Origin of the sequence: Mesorhizobium sp. M1143 (assembly GCF_040318435.1) — a bacterium.
GTDB lineage: Bacteria > Pseudomonadota > Alphaproteobacteria > Rhizobiales > Rhizobiaceae > Mesorhizobium.
Map to the genome: position 1 here is coordinate 46,582 of NZ_JAMYMJ010000035.1, position 15,431 is coordinate 62,012.

Consider the following 15,431-nt stretch of genomic DNA (forward strand, 5'->3'; position numbering starts at 1 on the left):
CAGTTGCCGGCGCGCCCTAAGAATCACTGATAGGAAACCAGCGTTGCGCCATTTTCATGGCTGAAATCTGGCTTCACGCCAAGCATGGCGGCTGCCCGCCTGATGATGTTTCCGGCCATGACACCCGCATTGTTGGCGGCGACGTCGGTCATTCCGGGCTTTTCCGGGTGCGGAGCGTCAGCGATCGTAAACACCAGATACTGCGGATCGTCCATCGGGAAGGCGGCGACGAAGGTGTTGAAATTCAGTTCCTTCGAGTAGCGGCCATTGATCACCTTCTCGGCGGTTCCGGTCTTGCCGCCAACGCGGTAGCCGGGGGCCCTGGCGTTTCTGGCCGAGCCTTTCTCGGCATTGAGCGTGTAGAGGTAGCGCATGCCCTCCACAGTCTTCTCGCTGACCACTCTCTTGGCCACCGCCATGGCATCCTGCTCGCTGCGGACCAGGAAAGTCGGCGGGATCAAATAGCCCTGCATCAGCGCCGCGCAGCCGACGGCGGCCTGCAGCGGCGTCGTCGACACACCATGGCCGAAGGCGATGGTGAAGGAGTTGACCTGTTTCCAGACCTTCGGTTCGGTCGGGCGCGCGACCTCAGGCAGTTCGGTCTGCATCCTGTCCAGAAGGCCAAGGCGATGCAGGAATTCGCGGTGCCCCTCGATGCCGACCATTTCGGCCTCACGGGCCGATCCGATATTGGAGGAGTAAAGGAACACCTCCGGCAATGACAGCACGCGGTTCTTGCCATGGAAATCGTGGATGGCCTGATGGCCGACCCGGATCGGATGCGAGGCGTCGAAACGGCTGTTCATATTCGCCTTGCCGGAATCGAGCGCCATGGCCGAGGTAAAGCTCTTGAAGGTCGAGCCCATCTCGTAGAGGCCGGCCGACATGCGGTTCAGCCGATCCTTGTCCTGCGCATTGAAGGGATTGTTCGGATCGAAATCCGGCACCGAGGCCATCGCCACCACTTCGCCGGTCTTGATGTTGAGCACGACGGCGCCGGCGCCCATGGCGCGATAGCGCTCGAGGCCGGCGGCAATCTCGTCGCGCACCACATGCTGGACGCGCAGGTCGATCGACAGCTGAACCGGCTTCAGATCCTTGGCGATCGCAAGGCCTGAGGCCTGCAGGTCGCTCAGGCCCTGCTCGTCAATGTATTTCTCCATGCCGGAGATGCCCTGATTGTCGATGTTGGTGAGGCCGACAATGTAGGACGAGGTCACGCCGGCCGGATAGAAGCGGCGCTTTTCGGTGCGAAAGCCGATTCCGGGAATGCCGAGCTGCATGATGTCGGCCTGCTGCTTGGGCGTCAGCTGCCGCTGCAGCCAGACGAAGCCGGCGCCGCTCTTCAGCTTGTGATAGGTCTGCTCGGGGTCGATATCTGGCAGAATGGTCGACAGCTTTTCGATCGCCTCGTCGGCATCGACGATGCGGCGCGGCTCGGCAAACAGCGATGCCGTCTTGATGTCGGTCGCCAGCACCTCGCCGTTGCGGTCGACGATGTCGGGACGCGACGCCGTCACCCGGCTTTGCGGCCCATTCGACATGTCGGGGGACTGAAAACCGAGATAGACCAGCCGCCCGGCGATGGTCGAATAGATGCCGAAGAACACCGCCATGGTCATCACGATGCGGGTCTTGGCCTTGCCGCCGGTCGCCTTGCGCGCGCCCTCGACGACGATGGAGCCGTCCTCGCCGGTCCGTGCGCGGCGCTTCAGCAATTTGCCGATCGACGGAAGTTTGGGGCGCATTGGAAATCCAGCGATCATTGGACGATGGCTCCGGTGACCACGGGATCCTTGTCGGCTGGTCCTTTGCCGGAATTGTCTGCCATGCCGCCAAGCCGCTGCGACGACAGGTCCTCGATGTTGAGCGGTTTTGCCGGCAGGTCGTCGAGCCCGACGATCTGCCGCGCATTGACCGGCTCGAGTGCGAGCTGCGATTTGTAGATTTCAGCCAGCTTCTGCAGGCGCGACGGCTGGGTCAGCAGGCTCCAGTCGGCCTTGAGCAGGTCGATCGTGTCCTCCTCATAGCGGATCTGCGCCTCGATCTTCTGCACCGAAGCCAGCTGTTCCTCGGCCTCGCGCTTGGCCTTGTAGGTCAGAGCCGCGGCCGAGACCATGACGGCGATCAGGACTATGTCGCTGGTTCGAAACACGTATTCACCTCTCTCGCGGCGCCTGGATGCCGGGAAGTTTTGGAAGGCCGAAAATGGTGAGATCCCCGGCGCGCGCCGGCGCCTCGGTGCGGATGGCGGCGCGCAGCCTGGCCGAGCGCGCCCGCGGATTGGCAGCGACCTCCGCATCGCCTGCCGTCACGCCGCCACCGGCCTTGCGGAAGGTCGCGGTGCGCGCATGCGCCTCGGGCAAATGACGTGAGCCGGTGGCGACGTCGGCGCGGTCGGCGATGAACCGCTTGACGATGCGGTCTTCCAGCGAATGGAACGTCACCACGGCAAGCCGCCCGCCGGGCTTCAATATCCGCTCCGACGCCACCAGAGCCTTGGCCAATTCGCTCAACTCGTCATTGACGAAAATGCGCAGCGCCTGGAAGACGCGGGTGGCCGGATGAATCTTGTCCTTCGGCGCGCGGCCGATATGCGTTTCGATGGCGTCGGCGAGATCGAGCGTGCGCTCGAACGGACGTTTTTCGCGGCGTGACTCGATCATGCGGGCAATGCGGCCGGCATTCCGCTCTTCGCCGAGGAAGCCGAAGATGCGGGCAAGGTCGCCTATCTTGAACGAATTGACGACGTCGGCAGCACTCAAGCCCGCCTGCGCCATGCGCATGTCGAGCGGCCCGTCGGTGCGGAACGAAAAGCCGCGCTCGGGCTGGTCGACCTGCATGGAGGAAATGCCGATGTCGAGGACAACGCCGTCGGCGCTTTCGACCTGCTCGTCCAGCGTCGAAAATGGCGCCTGCACCAGCCTTAGCCTGCCGCCGGATTGCTGTTCCAGGCCGCGCCCGGCGGCAATCGCATCGGGATCGCGATCGATCGCCACCACCGAGGCGCCGCTCGCCAGGATCGCCTTGGTGTAGCCGCCGGCGCCAAACGTGCCGTCGACGATCACATCGCCGGCTTTGGGTGAGAGCGCCTCCAGCACTTCGGCGAGGAGGACCGGAATGTGGCGGACCGGTCCGCCAACGGCGCTGAGATCATCGCCGTGATCCGCCATCATTCCGGCCGCTCCCCAGCCTTGGCCTCGTGAGCCTTCGTCCCCTGCCGAAGCTGCAAAAGCCGAGCGCGCGCCTGCGCCCCATAGGCGGCCAGCCGTCCAGGCTCCCAAACTTGAAAGAAATTGCCACGGCCGACAAAGGCCACTTCGCTCGTGATGCCCGTATGCTCGCGGATGAAATCGCTCATCGTGATGCGGCCATCCTGATCGAGCTTCAGGAACGTCCCGTCGCCATGGCAGAAGAACGACATATCGTCCGCCGTCTGCAAAAAAGGGTCTTCCAGCGCGATGCGCTGCTCGTAGCGGTCGAGCAGATCGAGCCCGCCGACATCCATCGCAGGCACGTCCAGGCCGCGCAGCGCGTAGAGCTCCGAATAGCCGCGTTTCTGCACGACAGCGCGGAAATGCGCCGGAACGGAGACCCGCCCCTTCGCATCGATCCTGTTCACCGCGCTTGACAGAAACCGGTCCATGACACGCTGCAGCCGCTTCCGCCGCCGCACCCCTCTCCATGTTTTCGTCCGCGCCGAAGCGCGTCCCCTGCCGAAAATCCGCTTCGATCCCAGCGGCAAAACCCCGCAAACGCACAGCCGCCGCGGCTGCCCGATTGGCGTACGCTTTACCCTGACGCGGAACGAAGGCTTTGGTATCGAAATGGGATATCATGGGGCACTATGGGCGTCAACGGGAACAGGCTTCACAAACGCGCGCGCCACAACCGGTGAGAGCAGCTCTGACAACACTCCCGTCTTTATCTCCCATTAAGCCTAACGAACCGTTTAGAGCGGGCTGGCCCAAGCGGAAGCGGCTTGCCGCGCATCACTGCCGCGAATAGCGTCGTCAGTCTTTTCGCTGAGCAACAAGGTCAGAAATCCATGTCCGAAACAGCCAGGTCCCGCGCGGCCTCCCTTGCCCATCTGCGTCGCGACGGACTTGCCAAAGGCGACCCCATCCCATTGCCGCTGACCATGGCCGCTATTTTCCACAACCCGGGCGACGGCGCCGGCTACAGTCAGTACGGCCGTTACAGCAACGCCACCTGGGATGCAGTCGAGCACATGCTGGCGCATCTCGAAGACGCGCCATGCGTCGGCTTCCCCTCAGGAATGGCGGCAATCTCGGCGGTGTTTTTCGGCCTGTTGAAATCCGGCGACCGCGTGCTTTTGCCTTCGGACGGCTACCATGCCACACGCGCGCTGGCCGAACGTTTCCTCAAGCCCTTCGGCGTCGCCTATGATCTGCGGCCGACAGCTACATTCCTCGACGGCGGCTTCGACGGCTACCGCCTTGTCTACGTTGAAACCCCGTCAAATCCGCGATTGGACATTTGCGACATCACAGCGGTCGCCGAGGCCGCGCACCAAGCGGGCGCGATCGTCGTCGTCGACAACACCACGATGACGCCGTTCGGCCAGCGCCCGCTCGATCTCGGCGCCGACATCGTCGTTGCTGCCGACACCAAGGCGGCCAACGGGCATTCCGACGTGCTGTTCGGCCATGTCGCCAGCCGCAATCCAGACATCATCGCGGACGTCACCGGCTGGCGCGAGACCGCGGGCGGCATTCCCGGCCCGTTCGAGGCTTGGCTGGTGCATCGCGGCCTGGAGACGCTGGACGTACGCTTCGACCGCATGTGTTCTTCTGCCGAGGTGATCGCGAAGCGCCTGAAAAACCATCGCGCCGTTAGCGGCTTGCGCTACCCCGGGCTGGAGGGCGACCCGTCGCACAACCTCGCCCGGGCGCAGATGGAGCGCTTCGGCTTCCTCATGTCCTTCGAACTTCTCTCCCAGGAAAAGGCCGAGGATTTCATCAACAACTGCACGCTGATGCAGGCGGCAACGTCGTTCGGGGGTGTCCACACCTCCGCCGAGCGGCGGGCCAAGCGAGGAGATTCGGTTCCACCCGGCTTCGTGCGCCTGTCGGTGGGCTGCGAGCCGGTGGAAGAACTCTGGCAGGCGATCGAGGCATCGCTGGACAAGATCGGCATCTGAGCTGGCGGTTAGGTCACCAAGTCGTCGGCGCCAATATCGCGCCTGCCGTGCAAAACGCGGACGATCTCGATCGCGTCTTCGCCCATGCGATACAGAGTGACATATTCGCCGACGATCAGATGACGAATGCCGGGCGCGATATCATCGCGCGGCGCACCTGAGAACGGGTGCAAGGTGAGCAGTGTCCAGCGCCTCTCCAAAGCGTCCACAAGGCGCATGGCTCCCTTTGGGCTATGTTCCGCAATGTAGTCACCGATGCCTTCGACATCTGATATCGCCTGAGGAAGCAGCCGATATTTCACTCTTCCGAGCCTGCAGCTTCCGACATCCTCTGATATTTGGCTCGCAGCCGGTCCATGAAGGGCTGGCCGTCCACCGCCGGTCCGCTGTCGATCCCCTCCTGAACCAGCCTGCGCAATTCCTCGACCGTGTAGCCGAGAAGATCGCGGCGGTCTTTCCATTGCCGCAGCGCATCACGGATGACTTCGCTGGCCGAGGCATATTCGCCGGCGGCCACGACATCGTCGACTGCCGCCGCCAGTTCCGGCGAAAGCGTGATGCTGCGTTTGTCGACGTGACCCATGATGCGCTCCTGATCAAACCATGACAATCATGGTACGATTAAATCGTACCAGCTTCAAGGATGCGTTTGTCTCGACCCCAGCATGCGTACTTGATTCAATCGCTCAAGCACCTGAATCGCCAGCTGCGCCCGAAGGCGCAGACTGCTGATCCAAAGGATTAATCGCGATATGGGGGAGAAATTGCCAGCTGGCCTGTAAGCCGGGTTTTGTATGGCCCTCGCCCCTTTCGGGGCGAGAACGTGGCGGCCATTCATCTTGGGCGCATGTTGCCATGCGCCTCACGCAACCTACCCGGACGGTGAGCCGGAAACAGCCCTCGAAGGTTTCCCCTCGCACCGTCCCTATTCGGTCTTGCTCCCGGTGGGGTTTACCGTGCCGCTCCTGTTGCCAGTCGCGCGGTGGGCTCTTACCCCACCCTTTCACCCTTGCCCCGATAAATCGTGGCGGTTTGCTTTCTGTGGCACTTTCCCTGGGGTCGCCCCCGCCGGCCATTAACCGGCACCGTGTTTCCATGGAGCCCGGACTTTCCTCACCCGCAGCCTTTCGGCTTTGCGGGTGCGGCCGCCCGGCCAGCTGGCAGAGCGTATAAAGGGGTTCACGTTCCAAAACGCAAATGAAAAAGCAGACTTTATGCCGGCGATCCCAATGCCGCCAACTGCACCTTGACCTTGCCGCAATACGCCGCCGACACCGGGTTCATCCGCGTCGCGGCATGGCCGGCATTGTATTTCAGGATCGTGCCGCAGGTGGTGCCGCCGCCGAGATTGCGCGCCATGGCAAGGTACTTCATGCCGTATTTGATGTTAGTGTCGGGATCGAACAGACCCTTGGCCGAGCCGCTATACCCCATCATCCGCGCCGTTGCCGGCTTGATCTGCATCAGGCCGATTTCACCCGCGCTGCCGACGATGTTCGGCCGGTAGTTGCTCTCGATCTTGATGACCGCCTGGGCCAGCGACACCGGCACGCCTTCGGCCGCAGCATAGCGGGCAATGATTGCCGAATACTGGCCGCCAAGCGCGGCTGCCGCAGTCGACTCCGCAGCGGTGCTTGGGCGGATCGATGCGGTCGTCGTCAGGTCGACGCTCTTCCTGTTGCGCTTAAAATGCCTCTTGGCCGTGGCTTTTCTGGCCTTCACCACGGCTGCTTTGCGCACTTTCGCGGTGATTGCCCTTTTTGCTTTCGGGTTTGCCTTCGTCATGGTGGCTTTGGCGGGTGCGGCGATGAAGCCCTGGTCTGCCCTCTGGCTCAGTGGTGCGGCATCGGCCGTGCTGAAGGCAAAAGTCATTACGCCGGCAGCAATAGCTGCCGTTACAACGGTCAATTTCTGCATGTGGTCCTGTTCTGTTTGGCCGCGCGAAGATCTTCACGCAGCAACGCCTAATCAATATCGGAGCATCCGAGGGGCTCGAGGTCCGATAACTTGCACGAACTGCCTTTGAGGGCGGAATTTGTGTCGAACAAGGCGAGGCAATTCACTTTCAGTGACAGGCTGTAACTTGAATATCAGGAAAAGATTATTTAGACGAAACTGACCTAAGGGAAGTCAGCAGGCTTTGCAGCGTGCTAGACGTAGAGCCGTCGGCGACGCCATCCACCAGGCGTGGTCGGAAATGCCGCTGAAAAGCTTCGACGACGATTTCGGTCTGGCGGTCGAAGACACCTGATATCTCGACGCCATAGCCATAGAGCGCCAGCATCGACTGCAGTGCCTCGACCTCGGCGCCGGTATCGCCGGCTTTCAGCACCGCGCCGCGCCGGACCGGCGCCGCAGGCACGAGATGGCCGACCCCGGCCGCAAACAGCGCATTCCAGGGGAATTTCTCGCCCGGGTCGATCTTGCGCCCCGGCGCGATGTCGGAATGGGCAAGCACCCTTTGCGCCGTAATGGAATGGCGTGCGATGATACCAAGGCAAAGCCCGATCACCGCTTCCACCTGCCGCTTGGGAAAGGCCGAATAGCCGAGCGAATGGCCGGGATTGACGATTTCGATGCCGACCGAACAGGAGTTGATGTCGCGACGACCGAACCAGGAACTTGCACCGGCGTGCCAGGCGCGGTCGCTTTCGCGCACCATCTGGATAATGCGACCGTCCTCATGGACGAGGTAGTGCGACGAGACTTCGCTTGCGGGGTCGCACAACCAGGCTTCCGCGGCAGCACCCGTCGCCATGCCGGTATAGTGCAGCACGATCATGTCGGGCCTGAGCGTTTCGCGTCGCGGGCCGAAATTCGGCGACACCCTGACCTCCGCGCTTGGCTCGTCGGGCGGGAAGCCGCTCATGCGTGCCTGAGGCCCCGCTCGATCATTTCATAGGCCGCGTTGATCGCCGCGACCCTGGTCGTTGCAATCTTGATGAATTCCTGCGGCAGGCCGCGCGCTATCAGCCGGTCCGGATGATTGTCGGAGACCAGCTTGCGGTATCGTTTCCTGACCTCCTCGAACGGTTTGCCGCGCTCAATGCCGAGCACGATATAGGGATCGCCGGCGCCGAGATTGACGTGCCTGGCCATGATGGCTTCGTAGTGCACCTCGTCGATGCGGAAAATCTCGGCAATACGGTGCAGGAAAATCCCTTCGCGCTCATGCACCAGCCCATCCGCCTTGGCGATATGGAACAGACCGTCGAGTATGTCTTCCAGCATGACGCAGTTCGAATGGCCCGAGCCGCACATCTGCGCCATACTCTCGGCATAGGTCTCGAACCCGGCGACGTCGCGCTTGGCCAGATCGTAAAGCCGCGCCACATTGCGGGTCTGTTCTCGCGGCACCTCGAATATTTCCTGGAACGCGCGAACCTCGTCCTGGGTGACGATGCCATCGGCCTTGGCCATCTTGGCTGACAGCGCAATCATCGCCACAGAGAAGGCGACGCGCCGGCGCAGATCGGCGTCACCGGAGAAAACCGTGCGCACGGCCTCGACCACATCGGCGACGCCGGACGTGGCTGAAGATGAAACGCGGGTGATGAAGTCGCCGAGGCGATCCCAAATCGACATGAGCGCTTATTAGGGCCGCCGGCCATTGCTATCAAGCCAAGACAGCGCCGCAGAGTGGATCGAATTTACGCAAGCAACCGACGCGCCAGATCCCAAACCGTAGGAAAGAGCCGGTTCAAGGCCCTTGAGCCCCGAATCGACCTAAACGCAGGAAGGCCGGCGCGAAGCCGGCCTCCTCTCTCGTCACGTCAAAGTGACCGAGACTGCTGCTACTGCGCGGGGGCAGGAGCAGGTGTTGCCGGAGCCGGTTCTGCAGGCTTCGGTGCATCCGGCGTCGCCGGCTTCATGGGCTCGGCGGCTGGCGGATTGGTGCTCTGGGTGGTGGTGTTATCCGTACCGCTGTCGCTGCAGGCGGCAACGCCGAACAGGGCCAGGGCGGAAACGGAAGCAAGAATGAGCTTTTTCATGACATCTCTCCTTCAACACACGCTCACGTTGCGGTGAACGGTCGAAGGCAAAATGCATCAAACGGCCATGAGTTTCGTAACGTTGCGTTTCCTGATGTAACATCCGCGCACTACCGATTGCGGGCCGGGCGATGCCGAACTAACAGTCTGGACCCAAATGCAATGCCGGAGTTCTGCGTGGACAAGAAATGGGATTTTTGGATCGACCGCGGCGGCACCTTCACCGACGTGATCGGACGTGATCCGCAAGGCGGTTTGCATCCCAGGAAATTCCTGTCGGAAAATCCCGAAGCCTATCCCGACGCGGCCATAGCCGGCATCCGCGAGCTTCTGGGGCTGAAATCCGGCACCGCTATTCCTCCGGGCCTGGTCGGTGACGTCAAGATGGGTACCACCGTTGCCACGAATGCGCTGCTGGAGCGCAACGGCGACCGTGTGCTTTTGCTCATCACCAAGGGCTTTCGCGATGCGCTGAAGATCGCCTATCAGGCGCGGCCGGACATCTTCGCCAAGGAGATCATCCTTCCGGAACAGCTCTACGAGCGGGTCGTCGAGATCGACGAGCGTGTGCGCGCCAATGGCGAGGTCGAGCGCCTGCTCGACATCGCCGCCTGCCGCCCCGCCATCGAACAGGCGAAGGCTGACGGCATCGATGCGGTGGCCATCGTCTTCATGCATGCCTGGAAATATCCCGACCACGAGAAGGCGGTGGCGAAAGTCTGCCGCAAGATCGGGTTCAGCCAAGTCTCGGTCAGCCATGAGGTCTCGCCGCTGATCAAGCTGGTCGGCCGCGGCGACACCACCGTGGTCGATGCCTATCTGTCGCCGATCCTGTCGCGCTATGTGCAAAGGGTGGCGGGAGAACTGGGCGCGACGCCAATCTCCCCACTTGTGGGGGGTGAGGAGCGGTCGGCCAAAGGCCGAGAAAAAGCCAACGATTTGGCTTTTTCAGCGACGAACGCCCGGAGCCATAGCGAAGGGCAGTCCGCAAAGCGGCCAGAGGGGGTCCTCTCGGAAGGCACCGCCAATGCGCTGAGCCCGGTCGATCCAACCCCACCCGGCGGCTCCGCCGCCACCCTCCCCTCGAGGGGGAGGGAAAACCCTCGCCTGATGTTCATGATGTCGTCGGGCGGGCTTACCGCCGCCGACATGTTTCAGGGCAAGGACGCGCTGCTGTCCGGCCCGGCGGGCGGTGTCGTCGGCATGGTCGAGACGGCGAAACTCGCCGGATTCGAGAAAGTCATCGGTTTCGACATGGGCGGCACCTCGACCGACGTCGCCCATTATGACGGCGAGTATGAGCGCGCCTTCGACACCGAGGTCGCCGGCGTGCGCATCCGTGCGCCGATGATGCGCATCCATACCGTCGCTGCCGGCGGCGGCTCGATCCTGCACTACGAAGCCGGCCGTTTCCGCGCCGGCCCGGATTCCGCCGGCGCCAATCCTGGCCCCGCCGCCTACCGGCGCGGCGGCCCGCTGGCCGTCACCGACGCCAATGTCATGCTGGGCAAGCTGCAGCCCGATTTCTTCCCGGCAATTTTCGGCCCAGGCCAGGACCAGCCGCTGGACGTCGCAGCCGTGCATAAAAAATTCGCTGCGCTCGCCGCCGAAATCGGCGATGGCCGCACGCCGGAAGCCGTCGCAGAAGGGTTCGTTACCATCGCGGTGGAAAACATGGCCAATGCTATCAAGAAGATCTCCGTGCAGCGCGGCTACGATGTCACCGAATATCTCTTGAACTGTTTTGGCGGCGCCGGCGGCCAGCATGCCTGCCTGGTTGCCGACGCGCTCGGCATGGAGGCGGTACTGATCCACCCCTTCTCCGGTCTGCTCTCAGCCTATGGTATCGGCCTGTCGTCGGTTTTCGCGTCGCGCCAGCAGGCGCTCCTGAAGCCGCTTGCCGAAGAATCCAGGACCCAGATCGGCAGCCTCATCGGCACGTTGAAAAAAGCCGTCATCGCCGAATTGGCAGCGCAAGGCATCGCCGAGGACAAGATTGCGGCAAAGCCGGTGCTGCACATCCGCTATGACGGCACCGACACCACGCTGCCGGTGAATTTCGAAGGCGACTCGATCTTCCAGGCCAGGCGCGATTTCGAAATCGCCCACAAGGCGCAGTTCGGGTTCGTCTATGATGACAAGCCGATGATCGTCGAGACCGTTGGCGTGGAAGGCGCCGAGATCGTCGAGACCACGGCCGAAGCCGTTGCGCCCGCCGGACCGGCAAGGGCTGAGGCCAGCGCGTCTGGAACGCGGCGCATCTACACCGAGGGCCGGTGGCTCGAAGCCGGCATCCATCGTCGCGAAAATCTGCGCCCATCCAACCTGGTCGCAGGCCCCGCTTTGATCATCGAGCCGAACCAGACCATCGTCGTCGAGCCGGGCTGGCGGGCCGAAATCACCAACCTCAATCACGTCGTCATCCGCCGCACCGAACGGAAAGTGCGCACGGCTGCCCTCGGTACCGAAGCCGATCCGGTGATGCTGGAGGTCTTCAACAACCTCTTCATGTCGATCGCCGAACAGATGGGTGTTACGCTGCAGAACACCGCCTATTCCGTCAACATCAAGGAAAGGCTGGATTTCTCCTGCGCCGTCTTCGACCGCCACGGCGCGTTGGTCGCCAACGCGCCACACATGCCGGTGCATCTCGGCTCAATGGATCGCTCAGTCGAAACCATCATCCGGCTGAACTCCGGCGACATCCACCCCGGCGACGTCTTTGCGCTGAACGCACCTTACAATGGCGGCACGCATCTGCCCGACATCACCGTGGTGACGCCGGTCTTTTCCCTCCCCCTCGAGGGGAGGGTGGCCGCGCAGCGGCCGGGTGGGGTCCTCTCAGAAGGCACCGCAAGGGCGTCGAGCACTGCCGCAGCGACCCCCTCCGGCGGCTCCGCCGCCACCTCCCCTTCTAGGGGGGAGGAAATCCTGTTCTGGGCGGCCTCACGCGGCCATCACGCCGATATTGGCGGCACCGCGCCCGGCTCGATGACGCCGCTCGCCACCACTGTCGATGAGGAAGGCGTGCTATTTGACAATTTCCGCGTCGTCGATCGCGGAAAATTCCGCGAGGCGGAGCTGCAGACGCTGCTCACCGACCATCCCTACCCCGCCCGCAACCCGCATCAGAACATCGCCGACCTAAAGGCGCAGATCGCCGCCAATGAAAAGGGCGTGGCCGAACTGCGCAAGATGGTCGCCCATTTCGGCCTCGACGTCGTCGAAGCCTATATGGGCCATGTCCAGGACAATGCCGCCGAAAGCGTGCGCCGCGTGCTCGAGCGTCTGCCCGATAGTTCCGAGTACGAATACCCGACCGACACCGGCCAGGTGATCAAGGTGAAGATTACCGTCGATCGGCAAAAGCGCGAGGCGACCGTGGACTTCACCGGCACCTCGAAGGTCGAGAAGAACAATTTCAACGCGCCCGAGCCCGTCGCCCGCGCCGCCGTGCTCTATGCCTTCCGTGTCATGGTCGAGGACATGATCCCGATGAATGCCGGCTGCCTGCGGCCGATCAACATCATCATCCCCGAAGGCTCGATGCTGAAGCCCGCCTACCCCGCCGCCGTCGTCGCCGGCAATGTCGAGACCTCGCAGCACGTCACCAACGCGCTGTTCGGCGCCATGGGTGCCATGGCCAATGCGCAAGGCACGATGAACAACCTGACCTTCGGCAACAAGCAGTACCAGTATTACGAGACCATCTGCTCCGGTTCGCCGGCAGGCCGGATGAACTCCGGCCGCGGCTTTGCCGGGACATCCGGCGTCCACACCCACATGACCAATTCGCGCCTGACCGACCCGGAGGTGCTGGAATTGCGCTTTCCCGTGCTGCTCGAGGATTTCCACATTCGCGAGGGCTCCGGCGGCAAAGGCAAATGGGATGCCGGTGACGGCACCAGGCGGACGATCCGTTTCCTCGAAAAGATGGAATGCGCCATCCTGTCCTCGCACCGCAACCGCCCGCCGCAAGGCCTCGATGGCGGCAGTGACGGCGAGGTCGGCTCGACCAAGGTCCGCCGCAACGACGGCAGCGTCGAGACGCTGAAGGCCTGCGACCAGACCGTGCTCGAAGCCGGCGAGGCCGTCATCCTGACCACGCCGACGCCGGGTGGGTTTGGCGAGGCCTGAACTCGCGTCAACAGCCTGTCACCCGCCTGTCATGCCCCTGAGTTACCCGCTTGCGGCAAAGCAAATGGGGAATCACTTTGCCATGACGGACGTCTCCTCGGATCTCGTTTTTCGCCGCGGCAAGGAAGTTGGAAAGGCCGTCTACCAGAACCGCCCGCTTTCGCAGGCCGGCCTTTCCGAACGACTGTTTGCGCTGCTGTTTTCCGGCCTTGTCTATCCGCAGATCTGGGAAGACCCTGAAGTCGACATGGAGGCCATGCAGCTTGGCCAGGGTCACCGCGTCGTCACCATCGCCTCAGGTGGCTGCAATATCCTCGCTTACCTCACCCGGTCGCCTGAACGCGTCGATGCGGTCGATCTCAACGCCGCCCACATCGCCTTGAACCGGATGAAGCTGGAGGCGGTACGGCATTTGCCGTCGCAGGGCGACCTGTTCCGCTTCTTCGGCGCCGCTGACACCGGCCACAATTCGGAAGCCTATGACCGCTTCATCGCCCCGCATCTCGATCCGGTCAGCCGCCACTACTGGGAGCGTCGCAACTGGCGCGGCCGCCGGCGCATCACCGTCTTCGACCGCAATTTCTACCAGACCGGCCTGCTCGGCCTGTTCATCGCCATGGGCCATCGCACCGCCAAGTTCTTCGGCGTCGATCCCTCAGGCATCATGGCGTCGAAGAGCATCGCCGACCAGCGCCGCTTCTTCAATGAAGAGCTGGCGCCGGTCTTCGACAAGAAGCTCCTGCGCTGGGCGACGTCGCGCAAGGCTTCGCTGTTCGGTCTCGGCATTCCGCCGGCGCAGTACGATTCGCTGATCACCTCGGGTGACGGCTCGATGGCCAGCGTGCTGAAGGCCCGGCTGGAAAAGCTCGCCTGCGATTTTCCATTGAAGAACAATTACTTCGCCTGGCAGGCCTTTGCCCGTCGCTATCCCAATCCGGGCGAGGCCGCCCTGCCCGCCTATCTCGAGGAGCGCAACTACAAGACGATTCGCAACAATGTTGGTCGCGTCGGCATCCACCATGCCAATCTGATCGAATTCCTGGCCGGCAAGGATGCCGGCACTGTCGACCGCTTCATCCTGCTCGACGCGCAGGACTGGATGACCGACGACCAGCTCAATGCACTGTGGTCGGAGATCACCCGCACCGCCTCGGTCGGCGCCCACGTCATCTTCCGCACCGCCGCCGAACCCAGCCTGCTGCCCGGCCGCGTCTCGACTTCGCTGCTCGACCAGTGGAACTACGAGGACGAGGCTTCGCGAGACTATTCGGCCCGCGACCGTTCGGCCATCTATGGCGGCTTCCACCTCTACGTGAAGCGCGCGGCATGAGCGCAAGCAAGCTGCCGGCCGACCATGCGCAACTGATGGACGGCGTCTACCGCTGGCAGCGCCACATCTACGACCTGACCCGCAAATACTACCTGCTCGGCCGCGACCAGATGATATCGGGGCTGGATGTACCGGCGAACGGCAGCGTGCTCGAACTTGGCTGCGGCACCGGCCGCAACATCGCGCTTGCCGCCCGCCGCTATCCCGACGCCCGCCTCTACGGCCTCGACATCTCGGCCGAGATGCTGGAGACGGCGAGCAAGGCGATCGGCCGCGACGGCCTGTCCGGCCGCGCCGTGCTGGCGCGCGGCGACGCCACCGATTTCGACGCCAAGACGCTGTTCGGCGTCGAGCGCTTCGACCGCATCTTCGTGTCCTATTCGCTGTCGATGATCCCCGGTTGGGAAAAGACGGTTTCGGCAGCCCTTGCGGCACTCGCGCCCGGCGGCTCGCTGCATGTCGTCGATTTCGGCCAGCAGGAAGGCCTGCCCAACTGGTTCCGGAGATTCATGCGCGGCTGGCTCAAGAAATTCCATGTCACGCCACGTGAATCATTGCGCGAAGTGTTGGAATCGGAATCTCGGCGAACCGACGCAAGCTTCTGTTTCGGCGCGCTTTATCGCGGCTATGCCTGGCTGGCGGTCGTCAAGATCGCGCACTCTTACCTCCCCTCGATGGGGGAGGTGGCGCCCCCGGCGCGGGGGGGGGGGGAGTTGCACCCCCCCCCCCCCCCCGGGCGCGCCCCCCCCCCCCCCCCACACAGGCGGGGGGACTTGGGGCGGCACCCGGGGGGGGGTAGGCCGCCGCC

13 protein-coding genes, 1 other RNA gene and 1 pseudogene are annotated in these 15,431 nt (G+C 63.2%); 4 read left to right on the top strand and 11 right to left on the bottom strand.

Annotation, left to right across the window (positions count from 1 at the left end):
• Window positions 1–23 precede the first annotated feature (23 nt).
• From NKH35_RS21485 to mraZ, 4 genes are read right to left on the bottom strand one after another with little or no spacing between them, the layout of a single operon-like run.
• Window positions 24–1,748, bottom strand: a complete 1,725-nt coding sequence (locus NKH35_RS21485) for a peptidoglycan D,D-transpeptidase FtsI family protein (protein WP_352712346.1) — start codon at window positions 1,746–1,748, stop codon at window positions 24–26.
• A 14-nt stretch (window positions 1,749–1,762) separates the two neighbouring features.
• Entirely contained in the window at window positions 1,763–2,155 is a 393-nt protein-coding gene (gene ftsL / locus NKH35_RS21490) for a cell division protein FtsL (RefSeq protein ID WP_023682142.1), read from the bottom strand.
• Between the two features lie 4 nt (window positions 2,156–2,159).
• The gene (gene rsmH / locus NKH35_RS21495; protein ID WP_352668065.1) at window positions 2,160–3,176 is read right to left on the bottom strand and encodes a 16S rRNA (cytosine(1402)-N(4))-methyltransferase RsmH; all 1,017 of its coding nucleotides are present in this window, start codon (window positions 3,174–3,176) and stop codon (window positions 2,160–2,162) included.
• A complete protein-coding gene (gene mraZ, locus NKH35_RS21500) occupies window positions 3,173–3,646 on the bottom strand; it encodes a division/cell wall cluster transcriptional repressor MraZ (protein ID WP_023682144.1) in 474 nt (157 codons plus the stop codon). The genes rsmH and mraZ overlap by 4 nt, the downstream gene beginning before the upstream one ends.
• Before the next feature lie 402 nt (window positions 3,647–4,048).
• Between mraZ and NKH35_RS21505 the strand changes: the two genes are divergently transcribed.
• Window positions 4,049–5,164 (top strand): cystathionine gamma-lyase, encoded by a 1,116-nt coding sequence (locus NKH35_RS21505; RefSeq protein ID WP_352916306.1) that lies wholly within the window; start codon window positions 4,049–4,051, stop codon window positions 5,162–5,164.
• 8 nt (window positions 5,165–5,172) lie between these two features.
• On the opposite strand, the gene NKH35_RS21510 is transcribed toward NKH35_RS21505, so the two are convergent.
• From NKH35_RS21510 to NKH35_RS21540, 7 genes are all read right to left on the bottom strand, one after another.
• Window positions 5,173–5,466 carry a type II toxin-antitoxin system RelE/ParE family toxin gene (locus NKH35_RS21510; protein WP_023668265.1) on the bottom strand — a complete coding sequence of 98 codons (294 nt, stop codon included), beginning with the start codon at window positions 5,464–5,466 and terminating at the stop codon, window positions 5,173–5,175.
• Window positions 5,463–5,747: a type II toxin-antitoxin system ParD family antitoxin gene (locus NKH35_RS21515; protein WP_023688026.1), complete on the bottom strand. Its 285-nt coding sequence runs from the start codon at window positions 5,745–5,747 to the stop codon at window positions 5,463–5,465. Before NKH35_RS21515 ends, NKH35_RS21510 begins: the two co-directional genes overlap by 4 nt.
• 180 nt (window positions 5,748–5,927) lie before the next feature.
• Window positions 5,928–6,325, bottom strand: an RNA gene (gene rnpB, locus NKH35_RS21520) — RNase P RNA component class A.
• A 51-nt stretch (window positions 6,326–6,376) separates the two neighbouring features.
• A complete protein-coding gene (locus NKH35_RS21525) occupies window positions 6,377–7,081 on the bottom strand; it encodes a lytic transglycosylase domain-containing protein (RefSeq protein WP_352758104.1) in 705 nt (234 codons plus the stop codon).
• Between the two features lie 184 nt (window positions 7,082–7,265).
• A complete protein-coding gene (locus NKH35_RS21530) occupies window positions 7,266–8,033 on the bottom strand; it encodes an N-acetylmuramoyl-L-alanine amidase (RefSeq protein WP_352916309.1) in 768 nt (255 codons plus the stop codon).
• Window positions 8,030–8,749, bottom strand: coding sequence for a J domain-containing protein (locus tag NKH35_RS21535; protein ID WP_023668261.1), 720 nt, complete (start codon window positions 8,747–8,749; stop codon window positions 8,030–8,032). Before NKH35_RS21535 ends, NKH35_RS21530 begins: the two co-directional genes overlap by 4 nt.
• 209 nt (window positions 8,750–8,958) lie before the next feature.
• Window positions 8,959–9,156: a hypothetical protein gene (locus NKH35_RS21540; RefSeq protein ID WP_023668260.1), complete on the bottom strand. Its 198-nt coding sequence runs from the start codon at window positions 9,154–9,156 to the stop codon at window positions 8,959–8,961.
• A gap of 177 nt (window positions 9,157–9,333) precedes the next feature.
• Here NKH35_RS21540 and NKH35_RS21545 point away from each other — a divergent pair, with 177 nt between their 5' ends.
• The 3 genes and pseudogenes from NKH35_RS21545 to NKH35_RS21555 form a co-directional block, all read left to right on the top strand.
• Window positions 9,334–13,293 carry a hydantoinase B/oxoprolinase family protein gene (locus NKH35_RS21545; protein WP_352761917.1) on the top strand — a complete coding sequence of 1,320 codons (3,960 nt, stop codon included), beginning with the start codon at window positions 9,334–9,336 and terminating at the stop codon, window positions 13,291–13,293.
• Window positions 13,294–13,324: 31 nt separating this feature from the next.
• Window positions 13,325–14,623, top strand: a complete 1,299-nt coding sequence (locus NKH35_RS21550; RefSeq protein WP_352916312.1) for a BtaA family protein — start codon at window positions 13,325–13,327, stop codon at window positions 14,621–14,623.
• Window positions 14,620–15,276 (top strand): annotated as a pseudogene (locus NKH35_RS21555) (class I SAM-dependent methyltransferase); the annotation flags it as partial. The gene NKH35_RS21550 and the pseudogene NKH35_RS21555, both read left to right, overlap by 4 nt.
• Window positions 15,277–15,431 lie beyond the last annotated feature (155 nt).